The following is an 18,477-nucleotide window of genomic DNA, read 5'->3' on the forward strand; positions in this document are numbered from 1 at the left end:
CGGCGACAACGGGTCGCGCACGATCTGTGGACGACGGTGGTGAACGGGCGCGTCTGTGGACGACGGCGACCACGAGGCACCGGGGCACCGGGCGCCAAGACCGCGAGCGGGCCGGCTCAGACCTCCGCGGCCCGGCGCAGGGCCGTGCGGGTCGCGGCGTGGCGCTCGAGCACCAGCCGCACCGGGGCGAGGACCTCGGCGTCGGCGACGCGCGCGATCGACGCGCGCAGCCGCGCGTCCATCACCGCACCCCGCCGTCGGGCCCCCACCGCCGCCAGCCACGCCGCGAGCAGCGCGAGGAGCGGCCCGAGCAGCAGGCCGCCGAAGAGCAGGAGGAACGGCACCGGCAGCGCCCCGACCCGCGGCACGTCGGGAACGACCGTGTCGAGCTGCAGCCACCCGGCGACGACGTACGCGGACAGCCACAGCAGGCCCACGAGGGCGGCCGCGGCCAGCAGCGACTGCAGGACGCCCACGACCCGCCACCAGACCGGGGGCCGGGCGTGCAGCGAGGTGCCGACGACGGCCTGGTCGAGCGCGTCACCGATCTCGGGGCCGGCCGGCGTGGCCGCGCGCTCGACGGCCTCCGACCACGGCACGGGCAGGTCGCTGCCGGCGCGGTCCGCGACCCGACGGGTGGCGAGGGCGACCGCGGCCCGGGCGGCCGGGGTCGGCGGGGGCAGCGACGAGCGGCCGAGCACGGAGCGCACGTCGGACTCGGTGACCCGCACGTCGCGGCCGTCGAGCCGCAGCCGACGCAGCGGCCGGGCCCGCAGCCGGTGCACCCAGCGGCTGAGCGGCCACCCGGTGCGGGACGCGGCCTCCATCCGGTAGTCCCGGACGACGGCGTCGACGACCGTGGGCACGCCCGCCGCCCGGGCCAGCGCCTCGAGCAGCTCGGCGCGGGTCGCGTCGTCGACCTCGGGCTCGGCGTCGGCCACGGCGCCCCCGAGGGAGCCGGCCACCGTGCGGACGTCGGCCGCGAGGCGGGCGCGGGCGGTGGCCCGGCTCGCGACGGCGTTGGCCAGCCGCTGGCGCAGCTCGTCGAGGCCGGCGCCGCTGGCCACGGAGGTCGCGAGCACCGTCGCGCCGGGCACGCCGTCGCGCTCCATGAGGCGCACGAGGTCGGTGCGGCAGCGCGCGACGTCCTCGGCCGCGAGCCGGTCGGCCTGGTTGAGGACGACGACCGTCACGGCCTCGTGGGCCGCCAGCGCGGCGACGTGGTCGTCGTGGAGGCGGGCGTCGGCGTACTTCTGGGGGTCGGTGACCCAGACGAAGAGGTCGACGAGCTCGAGCACCCGGGCGGCCTCGTCGCGGTTGCTGCTCTCGCGGGAGTCGACGTCGGGGAGGTCGAGGAGCACGAGGCCCTCGAGCGTGCCGAGCTGGCCGCCGGGCCCCTCCCCCTCGACGAGGTGGCGCGAGCCGACGCCGAGCCAGTCGAGCAGCTCCCCGGCGGGCTCGTCGCCCCACACGGCGGCGGTCGGGGTCGAGGTCGTGGGGCGGCGCACCCCGACGGTCGCGACGTCGGCACCGACGATCGCGTTGAAGAGCGAGGACTTCCCGCTACCGGTGGCGCCCGCCAGCGCGACGACCGTGTGGGCGCCCGCGATGCCCGTGCGCTGCCCCACCTTGGCGACGACCTGCGCCGCCCGTGCGGACTCGGTCGCGGGCAGCTCGCGGCCACCGGCGTCGACGGCCGCCGCCAGCGCGTCGGAGGCGGCGGCGAGGCGCTCGGGCGACACCGTGGCGCCGTGCGCCCGGCCCTTGAGGAGGGGGCTCACGGGCGTGCCGTCCGCAGGCGCGCCGCGGCCGCGGCGATGGCGTCGGCCTGCCCGGCCGGCGCGGCGTGCGCGGTGAGAGCGGCGGTGAAGCGCTCGCGCTCCTGCGCGAACTGGTCGTCGGCGAGCTCGAGCAGCCGGGCGCGCGCCTTGGCCGCCATGTCGCGCACCGCCTGGTCGCCGAAGATGGCCTCGAGCACGCGCTGGGCCAGCACCGACGTGCCCCCGGCGATCCCGATCTCGGCCCCGACGAGGCCACCGGTCTGCGCGAAGGCGACGAGCATGAGGAACAGGCCGATCGCGTTGACGCCGTAGGCCGCGATCCGCGCGTTGGTGCGCCGGCCCTTGCCCTCGGTGCGGACGAGCTCGAGCACCTCGCCCTGCCAGTCGCGCACGAGGCGCTCGACGGCGGAGGCGTCGCCGCCCGCGCTGGACCCGGGAGGGACGTCGGCGAGGACCGCCGGGCCGCCCGGCAACCGTCGCCAGGTGCGGGCGGTGTCGGCCTGCGCCGACTCGAGGTTGGCGAGCAGCATCGCGGCGACCCCCGTGTGCAGGGCCTCGCCCAGCCCCTCGGCCGGCGCGGTGCGGCCGGTGACGGCGGCGGTGATGCGGTCGCGCCAGCGGCTGACCGTGGACTCGACCTGACGGAAGAACTCGCCCGTGCCCACGAACTCCTGCCAGCGCGCCAGCACCTCGCCGCGCAGCAGCGTGCCGTCGGTCATCCCGTCGGCGACCCGGCGGTGGCCGGCGCCGAACGCGTCGACGGCGGCGGCCTCGAGGGCGTCACGGGCGGCGTCCTGCTCGCGGCTCGCGGCCACGAGCTCGTCCGCGCGACCGGTGAGGGAGGCGACGGCGCCGCGCAGCGTCTGCGACACGACGATGTCGCGGGCCCGGGCGTCACCGGCGAGCGCCTCGAGCCAGGAGCGCAGGCGGGCGAAGGACTCGGCGGGCAGGCGGCCGGCGTCGTCGAGGGGCGTCTCGGGGACCGTGAACACCGGTGCGGTCGGCAGGCCCTGGTCGCGCAGCATCGACGCGAGGTGCGGCCGGATCTCGTCGACGGCCTCCGGCGGCACCCGGTCGAGCACGACGGCGACGGCGGTGCCGCGGTCGGCCGCGGTGCGCAGCAGGTCCCACGGCACGGCGTCCGCGTAGCGCGCGGCCGTCGTGACGAACAGCCACAGGTCGGCCGCGCCGAGCAGCTGGGTCGCGAGCTCGCGGTTGGCCGAGACGACGGAGTCGATGTCGGGAGCATCCAGGAGCGCGAGACCGGGCCGCAGCGCCGGCGACGCGACGAGGCGCACGGTGCCCGGCTGGTCCTCTCCGGGGTCGTGGCCGGTCACCCGGGCGAGGCCCGGCAGGACGCGGGCGTCCTCGAACCAACGTCCGTCGTCGGGGTGGTGGACGAGCACCGGCGAGGTCGTCGTCGGCCGCAGCACGCCGGAGCGGCTGACCGCCTCGCCCACGACGGAGTTGACGAGCGTGGACTTCCCGGCGCCCGTCGAGCCGCCGACGACGGCGAGCAGCGGGGCGTCGAGCGAGCGCAGGCGGGGCAGCACGTAGTCGTCCAGCTGGTCGAGCAGCTGCCGCCGCGTGACCTCGGCCTCGGCCCTCCCCGGGACGTCGAGCGGGAGCGTCGCCGCGTCGACAGCGGCCCGCAGCCCCTCGACGGCAGAGACCACGCCCTCCACGTCCCGGTCCGCACCCACCCCCGAATCCTATAGAGGCTTCCGTGTCCGGTCGTCCATTCGCCGTGCTCGCGGACGATGATGTCGCTCGTGCGCGTCTTCGTCGCGGTCCTGCCGCCCCCCGAGGTCGTCGAGGACCTCGACTCCTTCCTCGAGCCCCGCCGTGACGGCGAGGGCCCCCGGTGGGGGTCGCCCGCCCAGTGGCACCTCACGCTCGCGTTCGCCGGCGGGATGCCCGCGCACGTGCTCGAACCGCTCGTCGACGCGGTGGAGTCCGTTGCGGCAGAGCGCTCCCCGCTGTCGTTGCGGCTGGCGGGCGGAGGGTGCTTCCCCGACCCGACGCGCGCCCGCGTGCTGTGGACCGGTGTGGAGGACGGCGGTTCGCTCGAGCCCCTGTCGCGCGCCGTGCGCTCCGCGGCCGCGGTGGTCGGTGCTGCACCCGAGGGCGGTCCCTTCGTGCCGCACCTCACGCTGGGGCGCTTCCCGCGGCCGGTCGACCCGACGCGCTGGCTGCGCGTCCTCGACACCTACCGCGGGCCGCAGTGGGTCGCCGACGAGGTCGTCGTCGTCCACTCGCACCTCCCGACCGAGCGCGGCCACCGGCCCCGGCACGAGGTCGTGGCCCGGTGCGCCCTCGGCGCCCAGACCGCCGGCTGACCGCCCGCTTCGCCCCGCCCGCTCCGGTCCTCTTGGCATCTCGGTCGTCCTCCGCGTCTCCTTCCCCACTTCTTGCGAGTTCCGCCGCCGACACGCCGCGCGGACGGCGCGTCGACCGGCGGAACTCGCAAGAAGTCGGTGATGGGGTTCCACCCGGGGCGGTCCCTACACTGTGGGCCGGCGCCTCGACGGCGCCCGGCCCCCGTAGCTCAGCTGGATAGAGCAAGAGCCTTCTAATCTCGAGGTCGCAGGTTCGAGTCCTGCCGGGGGCGCCGGTCCGGATGCGCGGAGCGCATCGGAGCGGGCGACCCCGGCGGGACGACGGGAGCCGGAGGGCTCGCCGCGACGAAGGAGCGGAGAGCCCGACGGCGGATCCTGCCGGGGGCGCCCCAGCGACGGGTCGAGGTATCCGGCCGATGCCTCACCACGGCGGCATACCTCGACCCGATGCGCCCATCATCCGCGTCGAGGTGAAAGGAGACCGGCTGCTGGTCGGGTTTCACCTCGACCCGTCCGGCGGGTCAGCCCCGGGCGAGCATCCGCGAGCGCCGCAGCGCCATCTCGGCGAGCGCGGCGGCGACGTCGGGCACGACCGAGTCGTCGAACGCGGCGCGCGGCGAGTGGTTGTCCTCGGCGAGGGTGTGGTCCTCGAGCGCGCACGCCGACACGTTGAGGTACGCGCCCGGGACCTCCTCGAGGACGAACGACATGTCCTCCGAGCCCGCCTCGGGGTTGGCCATCTCGGCCCACCGGTCGGCGCCGAACAGGTCGAGCACCACCGAACGCGCGACGTCGAACTCGGTGTCGTCGTTGACGGTCACGGGGTACCCGTTGGCGATCGTCACCTCGGCCCGCAGCCCGTGCGCGGCCGCGACCCCCTCGGCCAGGCGCGAGAAGACCGCGTGCGCCTTGGTCCGCTGCTGCGGCGAGAACGTCCGCAGCGTCGCCTCGATGCGGGCGTCGTCCGGGATGATGTTGTCCTTCGTCCCGGCAGCGACCTTGCCGACGGTGAGCACCACCGGGTCCCAGATCGAGAACTGCCGGGTCAGCGCGTTCTGGAACGCGAGGACGATCTCGCAGGCCACCGGCACCGGGTCCTTGGCCCGCTCGGGGGCCGACCCGTGCCCGCCGACGCCGCGGACGTCGACGAACAGCTCGTCGGCGGCCGCCATGAGCGGCCCCGGCCGCCCGAACCACGTGCCCCGCGGGTGGTCGGCCGAGTAGACGTGCACCGCGTAGGCGGCGTCGACCCGACGGCCCGCGGCCTCGAGCAGCCCCTCGGCGATCATCGGCTCCGCGCCGCCGGGACCCTCCTCGGCGGGCTGGAACATGAGGACGACGTCGCCGACGAGCTCGTCGCGCAGCTCGTGCAGCACCCGTGCCGCACCCACGAGCCCGGCGACGTGGAGGTCGTGGCCGCAGGCGTGCATCGCCCCGACCCGCTCGGAGCGGTAGTCGACGTCGACCTCCTCGGTGACCGGCAGCGCGTCCATGTCGCCGCGCAGCAGCACGACCGGGCGCTCCCCCGCGTGCGGCGCCCGCCCGCGCAGCACGGCGACGACGGACGACAGCCCCTCGCCCGTCGTCACCTCGAGGTCCAGCCCGGCGAGCTCCTCGAGGACGACCGCCTGCGTGTCGGGCAGGTGCAGCCCGATCTCCGGCATCCGGTGCAGCCGGCGGCGCAGCGCGACGAGGTCCGGTCCGAGGCGGTGGGCGGTGTCGAGGGAGGCGGTCACCCGACCCACCCTGCCATCACCAGCCGGCCGTGCCGACGAACTCGCCGCGCCGCGCGGTCAGCGCGCCGAGCAGCTCGCGCTCCTGCCCGAGGGCGTGGTCGTCGGCGGCGTCGTGGTGCATCCGGCGCCGCAGCAGCGCGAGCTCGCTCGCGGTGTCCTGGAAGGCGCGCATCGCCGACAGGCCGCGCGTCCCGGCGTTGGCGCGCGCCCACAGCCGGGCCTCGCGCCGACGCGTCATCGACGAGAGCATCGACACCTCGGACCGGGTCAGCCACCCCGCGTCGGCGTACGGCCGCAGGTACTGCCCGATGAGGCGGCCCTCCCGGCGTCTCGCCCAGACGACGAACGCGACGTAGGCGAGGAAGACCGGCACCTCGACGAGGACGTAGACGGTGACGAGCCCGGCGCCGCCCGAGACCGCCGCGAGGTTCCACAGCCCGTGCGCGACGACCGCCAGGAGGTAGCCCGCGACGGGGGCCAGCAGCCGCACCCCCCACGAGCGGCTCGTCGCGGCGACCCCGATCCCGGCGCCGGTGAGGATCGTGAACATGGGGTGCGCGAACGGCGACAGCAGGCAGCGCGCGACGAACGTCGCCGTCAGCGCCTCGCGCCCGCCGTCGGTGTACGCCTGGGCGAGGTACTGGATGTTCTCGGTGAAGGCGAACCCCGCGGCCGTCACGCCGGCGTAGACCATCCCGTCGGTCACGCCGTCGAACTCGCGCCGCAGGAACCACCACACGAGCAGGACGAACGCCCCCTTGAGCGCCTCCTCGACGAACGGGGCGACGAGCACCGCCGTCGTCGCGAGGGCCGCGTCGGGGTCGGTCGCGCTGCGCAGCACCATGATCGCACTCGTGTTGAACACCGCAGCGACGAGCGTCGCCACCAGCGCTCCCCAGAGGAACGCGGCCACGAGGTAGCGCGTCGGCTCGGACTCGAAGCGGTCCAGCCAGAGGAAGGTCGGGATGACGATGCCGAGCGGCACGACCGCGACGGCGAGGGCCAGCAGCACGGTCTGGACGCCGAACGTCGCTCCGAGGTAGGCGGACACGACGAGGGCGGCGACGAGGAAGCCCACGCCGGCGACGCTCGCCACGACCCAGGACCGCAGCGCCGACCGGGTCGTCGGGTCCTCGCGCCGCGTGATGACCGGCGCCGCCCGCAGGTCCTCGCTCATGCGCCGAACCCTAGCGGGGATGCGGGGTTCGGGGCCCTGACCACGGTCGGGTCGGCCTAGCATGGCCCGCATGTCCGCCACCACCGACCGCACCCACACCGACCGCATCGTGTGGATCGACTGCGAGATGACCGGTCTGTCCCTCGAGGCCGACGCCCTCGTCGAGGTGGCGGCGCTCGTCACCGACTTCGACCTCACCGTCCTCGGTGACGGCGTCGACGTCGTCGTGCGCCCCCCGGACGCCGCCCTTGAGCAGATGAACGACTTCGTGCGCGGGATGCACACCACCTCCGGGCTCCTCGACGAGCTCGCCGCGGGCGTCTCCCTCGAGGACGCCGAGGCGATGGTCCTCGACTACGTGCGCCAGTGGGTGCCCGAGCCGGGCCGGGCACCGTTGGGCGGCAACACGGTCGCGACCGACCGCGCCTTCCTCGCCCGCGACATGCCGGCGCTCGAGTCGCACCTGCACTACCGGATCATCGACGTGTCCTCGATCAAGGAGCTCTCGCGACGCTGGTTCCCGCGGGCCTACTTCTCGGCGCCGACCAAGAGCGGCGGCCACCGCGCGCTGGCCGACATCCGCGAGTCCATCGCCGAGCTGCGCTACTACCGGGAGGCGGTCTTCGTCGCCCCGCCCGGTCGCTCGAGCGAGGAGCTGCGCGAGCTCGCGGCCCGGCACGTCGTCGACCACTCCGCCCCGGTGTCGGCCGCGAGCGGGGCGCCCGGCGCCACCGCGTCGGACGCCTGAGGGGCGCCGGTCCCGGGGGTGGTCACGACCACCCCCGCGGACCCGGTACGATAACTGCGCCACGGGCTCACGGGGCCTCTTCGCAGGTCCGGATCCCGTCGTGGTGGGCGTAGCTCAGCTGGTAGAGCATCGCGTTGTGGTCGCGAGGGTCGCGGGTTCAAGTCCCGTCGCTCACCCCACGAAGCCGCAGGTCAGAGCGGTGAAGAGGGCCCGGTGCCCCCCGAGAGAGGGGGCGCCGGGCCTTCATCGTCACCACATCGACGCCGCCGACCCTGACCGACGGCCTTCATGTGCGAGTGCCGCGGAACCTGCACGCCCGCACGGTGCGCCGTGTCCACCGACACGACACCGCAGGAGCACCCACCCATGTGGTACGAGATGCGCAGCCAGACCCAGCACCGCGTCTATTGGCGCGAGGCAGGCAAGAAGAAGTACGAGGCGTTCGCCACCGAGGCCGAGGCCCGCGCCTTCCTCAAGCACTGCCGCACCCACGGTGTCTCCGTCGTCCTCGCGGCGATGGCGAGCTCGCGGGAGGCCGTCCCGGCCAGCACGCCGGCCCCGACAGCACCGACCGAGGTCCCCAGGCTCGCAGGGTCCCTACGGGCACCGGAACTCACCGGCATCACGCTGAAGTGGCTCGCGACCCACTACGTGACAAACACGACAGAGGCCAACGAGGTGACCAAGGACGGCTACCTGCGGGACATCGAGCGCTGCATCCTCCCGTACTTCGGCGACATCGACATCGCACTGGTGCAGACGCACTCGCTCCCTCTCGCAGACGGTGGCGAGTGGCCTTTCCCCACCGTGGTGGCGTGGAAGCAGGAGCTGGCAGGCATGCCCAAGGCGAACGACCCCGGTGCCACGATTGCCGACAAGACCCGCCGCAACATCGAGGCCCTGCTGGCGCAGATCTTCTCCTCAGCGGTCGACTTCGCGCCGGCGCCGCTCCTGCAACGCAACCCGTGCGCGGGCCTCACCCTGGCGAAGGTCGAGGACCTGGAGTGCGTGTTCCTGAGCCGCACTCAGGCACGTTTCCTCCTCGAGCAGCTCGACCCCCGCTCGCAGCGACTCGTCCGCTTCCTGCTGGGCACCGGCGAGCGATGGGGTGAGGCGAAGGCGTTGCAAGTCAAGGACTTCCACGCCGGCGACGGAACCGACCTGGACCCGGCCTACATCCACGTCCACAAGACCTGGAAGAGGCTGACCAAGCGCAAGACAACCTCGGCGCCCGACGCCAAAGGCTGAGCGCGCCGCGGCCACGCCGGCACAGCGCGTCGACCTGCCGAAGGAGATGCCCCCGGTCAGGCCGCACGGCTTCCGGCACAGTCACGCGGCCTGGCTGCTGAGCGCCGGACGACCGGTGCTGGGGTCCAGCGGCGTCTCGGGCACGCCGACCCCGCCACGACCACTCGCATCTACGGCCACCTCACGCCTGAGGTCGGGGGGAGACGGTCTCGGTCATCGACGCCCACCTGAACGAGCTGATGACGGTCGGCGTGGGCAGCGTCGTGTCTGCTGCGGAGGACTCGACAGTCGACGATGTCGACGCCATCGACGCGACCCTGCCGTTCGTCAGCGACGACGACGACGAGGAGCTGGCCGCCTGACCGATGACGGTCCCCTCGTCCCAACAGGACGAGGGGACCCGTCGTCATGGGCGACTGCGCACGCGGCGCGCACACGAACGGTCCGGCGCATGACCCACGACATCGAGTACGACATGGCCGAAGCGGCCGCCCTCTTGGGGTGGTCGCGCTACACGCTGCGCGACAGGTGCAGCCGCCGCGTGGTACCCCACCATCGTCGCCACTCGACGCGCGGCATCTACTTCACCCCCGAGGACATCGCGGCCATCCGAGCGGGTCGAACCCGCGATGCCGTGAGGACGCCCCCTTCGGTCCCGTCCGAACTCCTGCGAGATCTGCGTGGCCTGACACCGACGCGTCGACGCAGAGTCGGCTGAGCGCCTGCAGAGTGTGACCGAAGTCAGCGTGGGCACCCTGTCGCTCTCGGCTGCGCGTGAACCGGGGGTTGCTGAGGTCCGTCGACACATCGCGGAACGGTGATGGGCGCGGACCCGGTGCTGGTGGCCCTGTATTGCGCTCCCTCCGGATCCGCGAGCTGAGCCCGGACAAGGCGGCCGACGCCCTCGATGCTCGGGGCGCTCACTCGGTGCGGCTGCGCCTGGTGTTGAAGCTCCGACACCGACACCCCTAGGGCACCTACACCGCCCGGGCGCCGGACCAGTTCGTTCGCCGGACGGTGACCGACTCGCCCACGGCGACTCCGCCGACGTTGCGGACGACCGCTAGCCCGTTCGAGCCCACGAGGGAGCGCACGCCGTGGGCGCGCTCGCCGCCGGTGGGGGTGGCTTGCCACCGCCCGTCGTCAATGCGCTCCAGCCGAACCCGGACGAGCGACACGCGTCCGTCCGCCCCCGGGAGCCGCTCCGCAGCCGTCGCTTCCACCTCGTGGGCCACGCCGGACCGTTCTCCGAGCAGGGCGATGGCAGGGACCGCGAGCATCTCGAACGCCACCATCGCCGCCACCGGGTTGCCTGGCAGCCCGACGAACCCGACCGGGCCACCACCCGGTCCCGGCTCGAGGTCCAGCACTCCCAGCACGGCCGGCTTCCCGGGCTTCATCCGCAGCGAGACGGCCTCGACCGGGTGCCGCCCACCGTCGAGGCGGGCGACGAGGTCGGCGGCGCCACCCGAGGCGCCACCGGAGGTCAGCACGAGGTCGACCCGGCCGGACAGCGCGTCGAGCGCCTGCAGCAGGGCCTCGGGGTCGTCGGCCACCAGGGGGAGTCGGAGCGGCACTCCTCCGGCGCGGCGCACGAGCGCCTCGAGCACGGGCCCGTTGACGTCGGGGACGCGCGCGCCCCGCAGGTGGCTGCCCGGCGCGACGACCTCGTCCCCTGTGGACAGGACCGCGACGACGGGAGCCCTGGTCACCCACAGCGTGTCGCGACCGGTGGCGGCCGCTAGGGCGATCTCGGCAGGTCCGACGACATCGCCGGCCGCCGCGAGGAGGTCATCCGCGTCCAGGTCCTCACCGCTGCGCCGCACGTGCTGTCTCGGCCGAGGCGCGTCGTGGACCTCGACCCAGGCGGGGACGTCGTCGTGCAACTCCCCTACTGGCGAGCCGCCGGTCTCGGGGGTGCCGGTGAGCTCCCACGGAACGACGGCGTCCGCCCCCGGCGGCAGCGGAGCCCCCGTCATGACGCGGACGGTTGCGCCCGGAGTGACTGGGACAGCGGCCGGTTGCCCCGCCCGAACCTCGGCAAGGACGCTCAGGCGTGCACCCACCGTGACGTCGGCGGCGCGCACCGCGTAGCCGTCCATCGCCGAGCAGTCGAAGCGTGGAACCGGGATGCTTGCCCGCAGCGGCCGCGCCAGCACCCGGTCCAGGGCGTCGCCGAGCGGCACCTCCTCCGGGCGGAGCGGGTGGAGCCGGCCGAGCAGGCGCGCGAGCGCGACCTCGGGGTCGAGCGCCTGCCGGGTGGTGGGCAGGACGGTCGTCACGAGGTGGTGGGCACTGTCGTGCGCAGCGCCTCGAGCAACTCGTCTTGGGAGATCGCATGCCCGCTCGCGCCCCGAGCGCCGACCGCGAGGCCGAGGATGAACGACCCGACCGGGGCCATGGGGCGGGCGAGGTTGTGGGCAATGTCCTTGGTCAGCCCGTGGATGCCGGTGACGTCGACGTCGGAGGGGTCAACCCCCACGGACGCGCAGGCGTCGGCGATCCAGGCACGCCACTCCTGCTCGGCGGCGGTCAGGTCGGTCATGGTGCTCTCCTTGCGGGTCGTGCATCGGGGTTGCCGGGTCACTTGCGGGTCAGCTCGGGGCGGTCCCACCCGCGCTGCGGCGCACGGTTGCCCGTCCCCCGCCCCGGCCGGGCATCCTTCGAGCGGTACACGAGGTAGGGACGGGTGAGGTAGCCCAGCGGGGCCGAGAAGACGTGGACGAGTCGGGTGAAGGGCCACATCGCGAAGAGGAGGAAAGCCAGCAGCGCGTGCAGCCGGAACCCCATCGGCGCGTCGGCCATGAGCTCGGGACGGGGCTGGAGGAGGAAGATGCCGCGGAACCACGGGCTGACGCCCTCGCGGTAGTTGTACTCGCCGCCGAACTGGAGCAGGCTGCCCGCGACCGTGTTCCACATCCCGAGGACGACCACGGTGCCGAGGACCGCGTACATGACCTTGTCATTGAGGGTCGTGGCCCGGAAGACCGGGCCGGTCGTCCGGCGGCGGTAGACGAGGATGACGAGTCCGACGACGGCGGCAATGCCGGCGGGGATTCCGCCGGCCAGGGCGATGACGTGGTACGCGTGCGGACTGAGACCCAGCGCGTTCGTCCACACCTGCGGGATGACGAGGCCGATGACGTGGCCGGCGACGACGCCGAGCATCCCGACGTGGAACAGCGGGCTGCCCAGGCGCAGCAGCCGGCTCTCGTAGAGCTGGCTGGAGCGGGTGGTCCACCCGAACTTGTCGTAGCGGTAGCGCCAGACGTGACCGACGACGAAGACGGCGAGGCAGACGTACGGGACGATCACCCACAGGACGGTGGTCATCGGGGAGCTCCTACCGGGATGGTCGGGCCGAGCAGCGCGGTGGTGTCGGCGGGTTCGGGGCGAGGGTTCAGGCGGGGGTCGACGGCGTAGGGCTCGAGCCCGACGTCCTCCTGCGGCGGTCCGTCGGCGACCAGGCGCAGCAGCGCGGTCTCGTCGTCGCCGTCGAGCTGCGGGAGGGTAGTGCGCAGGGCCTCCAGGGCGGGCAGCCAGGGCGAGCCACGTCGTGCGAGACCGGCTCTCAGGACCTCGATGCCGACGCGGTGGGCGGTGAGCAGGTGCCACGCGGTGGCCCAGTCGTGGACGGCGCCGAACTCGAGGACGACGCACAGGTGGTCGGGGAGCTCGGAGTCGACGTCGAACTCGACCCCGGCCTTCCGGTAGGCCTGCTTGAACTCGACGAGGGCCACCCCTCGTCGGCGGGTGTCGCCGTGGGAGAAGTAGGTCAGGTGCAGCGAGCAGCGCCGGGTGACGTCGAAGGTGTCGACGTACTCGCGTTGCAGCGCCCCGAGATCGGTCCGCTCCAGGGTGTCGAGGGCGACGTCGAGCGGGTCGCGTTGCGCCGCAGGCAGGGCGGCGACGACCCTGCGCAGCATCGGCACCCGCGCGAGCAGCGTCTCGTCGGGGTAGTCGAGCAGGAGGGAGACGACCTGCCAGGTGTGCACGAGGTGGTGCTCGGACAGGCCCGGCTGCGTGCCCCGATGCCGGCGCCACCTCATCGGTCGGCCTCCTGGCCGGTCGGGAAGAGTCCGTCGGGCATCCCGCGGCCGTCCCAGGTGAGGAGGTTGACGCGACCGCGCAGCGGGTTGTCACCGGCCAGCTGCTCGAGCGAGTCGGCCGACTGGGTCTGCTGGAGCACCCGGAAGTTCTCCACCGCGACCGGCGTCGGCGCAGCGCCGGACCCCTCACCGAAGACGTCGCTCTGTCCCCCGCCGTACTCGGAGACAGCGCACTCGGTGGCCAGCTCCTCGAGGGCGTGGGCTTGCTCGGCGTGGGCCGGGGGGATGACGTAGCGCTCGGAGTACTTGGCCAGCGCCAGGAGGCGGAACATGTCGTACATCGCCTCCCCCTCCATCCCGACGGCTGCCGGGATCTCGTCCCGGGGGTCGCGACCGAGGTTGATGTCGCGCATGTACGAGCGCATCGCGGCGAGCTTCTTCAGGACACGGTCGACCGGGGCGACGTCGCCGGCGGTGAAGAGGTTCGCGAGGTACTCGACCGGGATGCGCAGCGTGTCGATCGCGCCGAAGAGGTTGTCGACGTCCTCGGCGTCGTGGCCGGTGTCCTTGACGACGTCGACGACGGGCGACAGTGGCGGGATGTACCAGACCATCGGCATGGTGCGGTACTCCGGGTGCAGCGGCAGCGCCACCCGGTGGTCGAGGATCAGCTTCTTGACCGGGCTGCGCCGGGCGGCCTCGACCCAGTCGGTGGGGATGCCCGCCGCCTCGGCCTCACGACGCACGTCGGGGTCCTCGGGGTCGAGGAAGCACCCGAGCTGTGCCTCGTAGAGGGCGTGCTCGTCCTCGACCGAGGCCGCCTCAAGGACCTTGTCGGCGTCGTAGAGCACGAGTCCGATGTAGCGCAGTCGCCCGACGCAGGTCTCGGAGCAGACGGTCGGGATGCCGACCTCGATGCGGGGGTAGCAGAAAGTGCACTTCTCGGCCTTGCCGGTCTTGTGGTTGAAGTAGACCTTCTTGTAGGGGCAGCCGGTGATGCACATCCGCCAGCCGCGGCAGCGGTCCTGGTCGACGAGGACGATGCCGTCCTCCTCGCGCTTGTAGATCGCGCCGCTCGGGCACGAGGCCGCGCAGGAGGGGTTGAGGCAGTGCTCGCAGATGCGCGGCAGGTAGAACATGAAGGTCTTCTCGAACTCCATGCGGACCTTGTCCTCGATGCCCTTGAGCATGGGGTCCTTGACGGCGTGCTCGCGCGAGCCGCCGAGGTCGTCGTCCCAGTTGGCGCTCCACGAGACGTTGATCGGCTTGCCGGAGATCAGTGAGTGCGGGCGCGCGACGGGGAAGGTCTTCTGCGCCGGGGCGTTGAGCAGTGTCTCGTAGTCGTAGGTCCAGGGCTCGTAGTAGTCCTGGATGGAGGGCATCTTCGGGTTGCTGAAGATGGTGGCGAGCTTCTTCAGACGACCTCCGGCCCGCAGCCGCAGGCGTCCGTTCTTGACGACCCAGCCGCCCTGCCACTCCTCCTGGTCCTCGTAGCCGCGGGGGTAGCCGAGGCCGGGGCGGGTCTCGACGTTGTTGAACCAGACGTACTCGGTGCCGGCCCGGTTGGTCCACGCCTGCTTGCAGGTGACCGAGCAGGTGTGACACCCGATGCACTTGTCGAGGTTCATGACCATCGCCATCTGCGCCATGACCCGCATGTCAGTACTCCACGTCCTGGTTGGTGCGACGGCGGATCATCGTGATCTCGTCGCGGTTGTTGCCGGTGGGCCCGATGTAGTTGAAGAAGTACGACAGCTGTGCGTAGCCGCCGATGATGTGGCTCGGCTTGATCATGATCCGGGTGAGCGAGTTGTGGATTCCGCCTCGCTTGCCGTCGCGCTCGGTCAAGGGCACGTCGATCAGCCGGTCCTGCGCGTGGTGCATGTAGACGGTGCCCTCGGGCATCCGGTGCGACACGATCGCGCGGGCCGCGACGACGCCGTTGCGGTTGACCGCCTCGACCCAGTCGTTGTCGTGGACGCCGATCTTCTCGGCGTCGAGGTCGGACATCCAGATGGTCTGCCCGCCCCGTGAGAGCGAGAGCATGAAGAGGTTGTCCTGGTACTCGCTGTGGATCGACCACTTGTTGTGCGGGGTGAGGTAGCGCACCGAGACCCCGAGGGCGTTCTGCTCGCCGAGGGCGGTCTCGCCGAAGAGCTCGGTCATGTTCAGCGGCGGCCGGAACACCGGCAGCGCCTCCCCCATGCCGAGCACCCAGTCGTGGTCGACGTAGAACTGCTGGCGCCCGGTGAGGGTGTGGAAGGGCTTGTGCCGTTCGATGTTGATGGTGAAGGGCGAGTACCGCCGCCCGCCGGACTCCGAGCCCGACCACTCGGGTGAGGTGATGACCGGGACGGGCGCGACCTGGGTGTCGGCGAAGGTGATCTGCTTGCCTTCGTGCTCGGCCGCGAGGTCGTGCAGCAGTGTGCCGGTGCGCTTCTCGACGTTCTTGAAGCCGTGGGTCGCGAGGTGCCCGTTGGTCGTGCCGGACAGGTGCAGGATCGCGTCGGCGACGTGGATGTCGGTCTCGAGGCGTGGCTGGCCCTCCCCGGCCCCGCTCGGGACCACCCCGTTGCGTCGGCGCAGGAGGTCGACCTCCCGCCCCACCTCGTAGGGCACGCCCTTGGTGAGCATCCCGACGGACTCCATCAGCGGTCCGATGGACGTCATCTTGTCGTACACCGCCGGGTAGTCGCGCTCGGTGACGACGAGGACCGGGAGGGTCTTGCCGGGCACCGGCTCGCACTCCCCCGCGCGCCAGTCCTTGACCACGCCGTGCACGGTCGCCATCGCCTCGGGGGTGTCGTGCCACAGGGGCTTGGCGACAACGTCTCGGCGCGTGCCGAGGTGGTCGACGGCGAGCTCGGAGAACCGCTTCGCGATCGCCTTCCACGCCTCCCAGTCGGTCTTGGACTGCCACGGGGGTGCGATGGCCGGGTTGAAGGAGTGCACGAACGGGTGCATGTCGGTGGTGTTGATGTCGTGCTTCTCGTACCAGGTGGCCGCCGGCAGCACGACGTCGGAGAACAGGGTCGAGCTGGTCATCCGGAAGTCGATGGTCGTCAGCAGGTCGAGCTTGCCCTCGGGCACCTCGTCCGGCCAGGCGATGCCCGCCGGCCGCTTCTCCGGCGGTGCCTGCTGCGCGGTGACCGCGTTGTCCGTGCCGAGGAGGTGCTTGAGGAAGTACTCGTTGCCCTTGGCGCTGGAACCCAGGAGGTTGGCTCGCCAGAGGCTGAGGATACGCGGGTGGTTCTCCTCGGCCTCCGGGTCCTCGACGGCGAACTTCAGTGCGCCCGAGCGCAGCTGGTCGACGACGTAGTCGGCGGGAGCCATCCCGGCGGCGTCGGCCTCGTCGGCCAGGACGAGGCTGCTGCGGTCGAAGGTCGGGTAGCTCGGCGTCCAGCCCAGGCGCACCGACTGGGCCAGCAGGTCCATGACGCCCTTGCCGGCGAACACCCCGGTGCCGGCGTCGACGTCGTCGGCGGTGAAGGTGTCGTAGCGGTACTGGCTCGTGTTGACGTACCAGTACGCGGTCTGGTTCATGTGCCGCGGCGGCCGGTGCCAGTCCAGGGCGAAGGCCATGTGCTGGAAGCCCATGATCGGGCGGACCTTCTCCTGGCCGACGTAGTGCGCCCAGCCGCCGCCGTTGCGGCCCTGGCAGCCGGTGATCGTGGTCAGGACGAGCATCGCCCGGTAGATCTGGTCGGAGTGGAACCAGTGGTTGGTGCCGGCGCCCATGAGGATCATCCCGCGCCCCTGGGTGTCGACGGCGTTCTGCGCCCACTCGCGGGCCAGCCGGACCACCTGCTCGGCGGGCACGGAGGTGATCTCCTCCTGCCACGCGGGGGTCGCCGGGGTGGACGGGTCGTCGTAGCCGGCCGGCCAGGTGCCGGGCAGCCCTTCGCGGGCGACGCCGTACTGGGCGAGCATGAGGTCGAGGACGGTCGTCACGAGGCGGTCCCCGACGCGGCGCACGGGGACCCCTCGCTCGACGTGAGCGACCTTGCCGTCGGGGGTGTCGAAGCGCGGCAGGACGACCCGGACCGACGCGGTCGCGGTGTCATGCACCGACAGCGCGGGCTCGAGGTCGCCGAGCTGCAGGTTCCACCGACCCAGCCCCTCGTCACCCCACCGGAACCCGAGCGAGCCCTGCGGCACGGCGACGGTGTCGGTGCGCGCGTCGAGGACGACCGGTTTCCACATCGCGTTCTCGGAGGTGGCCTCGGCGACGTCGAGGTCGCCGGCGACGACGTACTTCCCGGGGCGGTAGGCCGCCTCGCCGTCGGCACCCACCGGGGCGGAGCCGTCGACTTCGAGGGAGACCAGGAAGGGCAGGTCGGTGTACTGCCGGTTGTAGTCGGTGAAGAAGTCGACCTGCCGGTCGACGAAGAACTCCTTGAGGATCACGTGCCCCAGCGCCATCGCGAGGGCGCCGTCGGTGCCGGGCGCGGCCGCGACCCACTCGTCGGCGAACTTGACGTTCTCGGCGTAGTCGGGCGAGACGGCGACGACCTTCTGGCCGCGGTAGCGCGCCTCGGTCATCCAGTGCGCGTCGGGGGTGCGCGTCATCGGGACGTTCGAGCCCCACATGATGAGGTAGCCGGCGTCCCACCAGTCCCCGGACTCGGGGACGTCGGTCTGGTCGCCGAACATCTGCGGGGAGGCGTTGGGCAGGTCGGCGTACCAGTCGTAGAAGGAGAGCATCGGGGCGCCGATGAGCTCGAGGAAGCGGGCGCCCGAGGCGTACGACACCGGCGACATCGCAGGGATCGGAGAGAAGCCGGCGATCCGGTCCGGCCCCCAGCGCTTGACCGTGTAGACGTGTGCGGCGGCGACGAGGTCGACGACCTCCTCCCAGGTGGAGCGCACCAGCCCGCCCTTGCCGCGGGCGGACTTGTAGCGGCGCGCCTTCTCCGGGTCCTGCACGATCAAGGCCCAGGCCAGCACGGGGTCACCGCCGACCGCGCGGCGCGCCTCCCGGAACATCTCCAGCAGGACGCCACGCACGTAGGGGTAGCGCACCCGGGTCGGCGAGTAGGTGTACCAGCTGAAGGCGGCCCCGCGCGGGCAGCCGCGGGGCTCGTACTCCGGGCGGTCCGGCCCGGTGGAGGGGTAGTCGGTCTGCTGCGCCTCCCACGTGATGATGCCGTCCTTGACGTACACCTTCCACGAGCACGAGCCGGTGCAGTTGACCCCGTGGGTGCTGCGCACGACCTTGTCGTGCGACCACCGGTCACGGTAGAACGCGTCCCCCGCCCGACCGCCCTCCCGGTGCAGCGCCCGACGGTCCGGCGAGACCTCACCGCGGGTGAAGAAGCGACGAGTGCCGACGAGGGCCTCGGTGAGGGGTCCGTCGAGTCCGGGGGTCGTGGCCATGGGTCGTCTCCGAGGGATGAAGG

Annotated in this window: 15 protein-coding genes and 2 tRNA genes; 7 read left to right on the forward strand and 10 right to left on the reverse strand. The window is 72.7% G+C overall.

What is annotated here, in order from left to right; translation table 11 throughout:
- Positions 1-116: 116 nt before the first annotated feature.
- Positions 117-1,781: a GTPase gene (locus IG69_RS0107060; RefSeq protein ID WP_051750327.1), complete on the reverse strand. Its 1,665-nt coding sequence runs from the start codon at positions 1,779-1,781 to the stop codon at positions 117-119.
- Complete coding sequence (locus tag IG69_RS0107065) at positions 1,778-3,484, reverse strand: dynamin family protein (protein WP_030527465.1); 1,707 nt, start codon at positions 3,482-3,484, stop codon at positions 1,778-1,780. The genes IG69_RS0107060 and IG69_RS0107065 overlap by 4 nt, the downstream gene beginning before the upstream one ends.
- A gap of 69 nt (positions 3,485-3,553) precedes the next feature.
- Between IG69_RS0107065 and thpR the strand changes: the two genes are divergently transcribed.
- The gene (gene thpR, locus IG69_RS0107070) at positions 3,554-4,120 is read left to right on the forward strand and encodes an RNA 2',3'-cyclic phosphodiesterase (RefSeq protein WP_036829507.1); all 567 of its coding nucleotides are present in this window, start codon (positions 3,554-3,556) and stop codon (positions 4,118-4,120) included.
- Positions 4,121-4,318: 198 nt separating this feature from the next.
- Positions 4,319-4,392, forward strand: a tRNA-Arg gene (locus IG69_RS0107075).
- A gap of 249 nt (positions 4,393-4,641) precedes the next feature.
- Here the strand turns inward: IG69_RS0107075 and IG69_RS0107080 are convergent.
- Together IG69_RS0107080 and IG69_RS0107085 are read right to left on the reverse strand one after the other, a co-directional pair.
- Complete coding sequence (locus tag IG69_RS0107080; protein WP_030527467.1) at positions 4,642-5,856, reverse strand: M20 metallopeptidase family protein; 1,215 nt, start codon at positions 5,854-5,856, stop codon at positions 4,642-4,644.
- Positions 5,857-5,872: 16 nt separating this feature from the next.
- Positions 5,873-7,033, reverse strand: a complete 1,161-nt coding sequence (locus IG69_RS0107085) for a PrsW family intramembrane metalloprotease (RefSeq protein WP_084696644.1) — start codon at positions 7,031-7,033, stop codon at positions 5,873-5,875.
- A gap of 70 nt (positions 7,034-7,103) precedes the next feature.
- Here IG69_RS0107085 and orn point away from each other — a divergent pair, with 70 nt between their 5' ends.
- The 5 genes from orn to IG69_RS0107110 all read left to right on the forward strand — a co-directional run bounded on the left by orn (position 7,104) and on the right by IG69_RS0107110 (position 9,747).
- Complete coding sequence (orn, locus tag IG69_RS0107090; RefSeq protein WP_051750328.1) at positions 7,104-7,781, forward strand: oligoribonuclease; 678 nt, start codon at positions 7,104-7,106, stop codon at positions 7,779-7,781.
- Positions 7,782-7,884: 103 nt separating this feature from the next.
- A tRNA-His gene (locus IG69_RS0107095) sits at positions 7,885-7,960 on the forward strand.
- 151 nt (positions 7,961-8,111) lie between these two features.
- Complete coding sequence (locus IG69_RS0107100) at positions 8,112-9,029, forward strand: site-specific integrase (RefSeq protein WP_157577408.1); 918 nt, start codon at positions 8,112-8,114, stop codon at positions 9,027-9,029.
- Positions 9,030-9,268: 239 nt separating this feature from the next.
- Positions 9,269-9,391, forward strand: coding sequence for a hypothetical protein (locus IG69_RS23090; protein WP_281174723.1), 123 nt, complete (start codon positions 9,269-9,271; stop codon positions 9,389-9,391).
- Positions 9,392-9,480: 89 nt separating this feature from the next.
- Entirely contained in the window at positions 9,481-9,747 is a 267-nt protein-coding gene (locus IG69_RS0107110) for a hypothetical protein (RefSeq protein WP_030527471.1), read from the forward strand.
- Positions 9,748-10,006: 259 nt separating this feature from the next.
- Here IG69_RS0107110 and IG69_RS20090 read toward each other — a convergent pair whose 3' ends face one another.
- From IG69_RS20090 to IG69_RS0107140, 6 genes are read right to left on the reverse strand one after another with little or no spacing between them, the layout of a single operon-like run.
- Positions 10,007-11,311 carry a molybdopterin molybdotransferase MoeA gene (locus IG69_RS20090; protein WP_051750329.1) on the reverse strand — a complete coding sequence of 435 codons (1,305 nt, stop codon included), beginning with the start codon at positions 11,309-11,311 and terminating at the stop codon, positions 10,007-10,009.
- Positions 11,308-11,574, reverse strand: coding sequence for a DUF6457 domain-containing protein (locus tag IG69_RS0107120; protein WP_030527473.1), 267 nt, complete (start codon positions 11,572-11,574; stop codon positions 11,308-11,310). Before IG69_RS0107120 ends, IG69_RS20090 begins: the two co-directional genes overlap by 4 nt.
- A gap of 38 nt (positions 11,575-11,612) precedes the next feature.
- Entirely contained in the window at positions 11,613-12,362 is a 750-nt protein-coding gene (gene narI / locus IG69_RS0107125) for a respiratory nitrate reductase subunit gamma (protein ID WP_030527474.1), read from the reverse strand.
- Positions 12,359-13,078: a nitrate reductase molybdenum cofactor assembly chaperone gene (gene narJ / locus IG69_RS0107130; protein WP_036829389.1), complete on the reverse strand. Its 720-nt coding sequence runs from the start codon at positions 13,076-13,078 to the stop codon at positions 12,359-12,361. Before narJ ends, narI begins: the two co-directional genes overlap by 4 nt.
- Positions 13,075-14,736, reverse strand: coding sequence for a nitrate reductase subunit beta (gene narH / locus IG69_RS0107135; protein WP_030527476.1), 1,662 nt, complete (start codon positions 14,734-14,736; stop codon positions 13,075-13,077). The genes narJ and narH overlap by 4 nt, the downstream gene beginning before the upstream one ends.
- A 1-nt stretch (position 14,737) precedes the next feature.
- The gene (locus IG69_RS0107140; protein WP_030527477.1) at positions 14,738-18,454 is read right to left on the reverse strand and encodes a nitrate reductase subunit alpha; all 3,717 of its coding nucleotides are present in this window, start codon (positions 18,452-18,454) and stop codon (positions 14,738-14,740) included.
- Between the last annotated feature and the right edge of the window lie 23 nt (positions 18,455-18,477).

Origin of the sequence: Phycicoccus jejuensis, from assembly GCF_000720925.1 — a bacterium.
GTDB lineage: Bacteria > Actinomycetota > Actinomycetes > Actinomycetales > Dermatophilaceae > Phycicoccus > Phycicoccus jejuensis.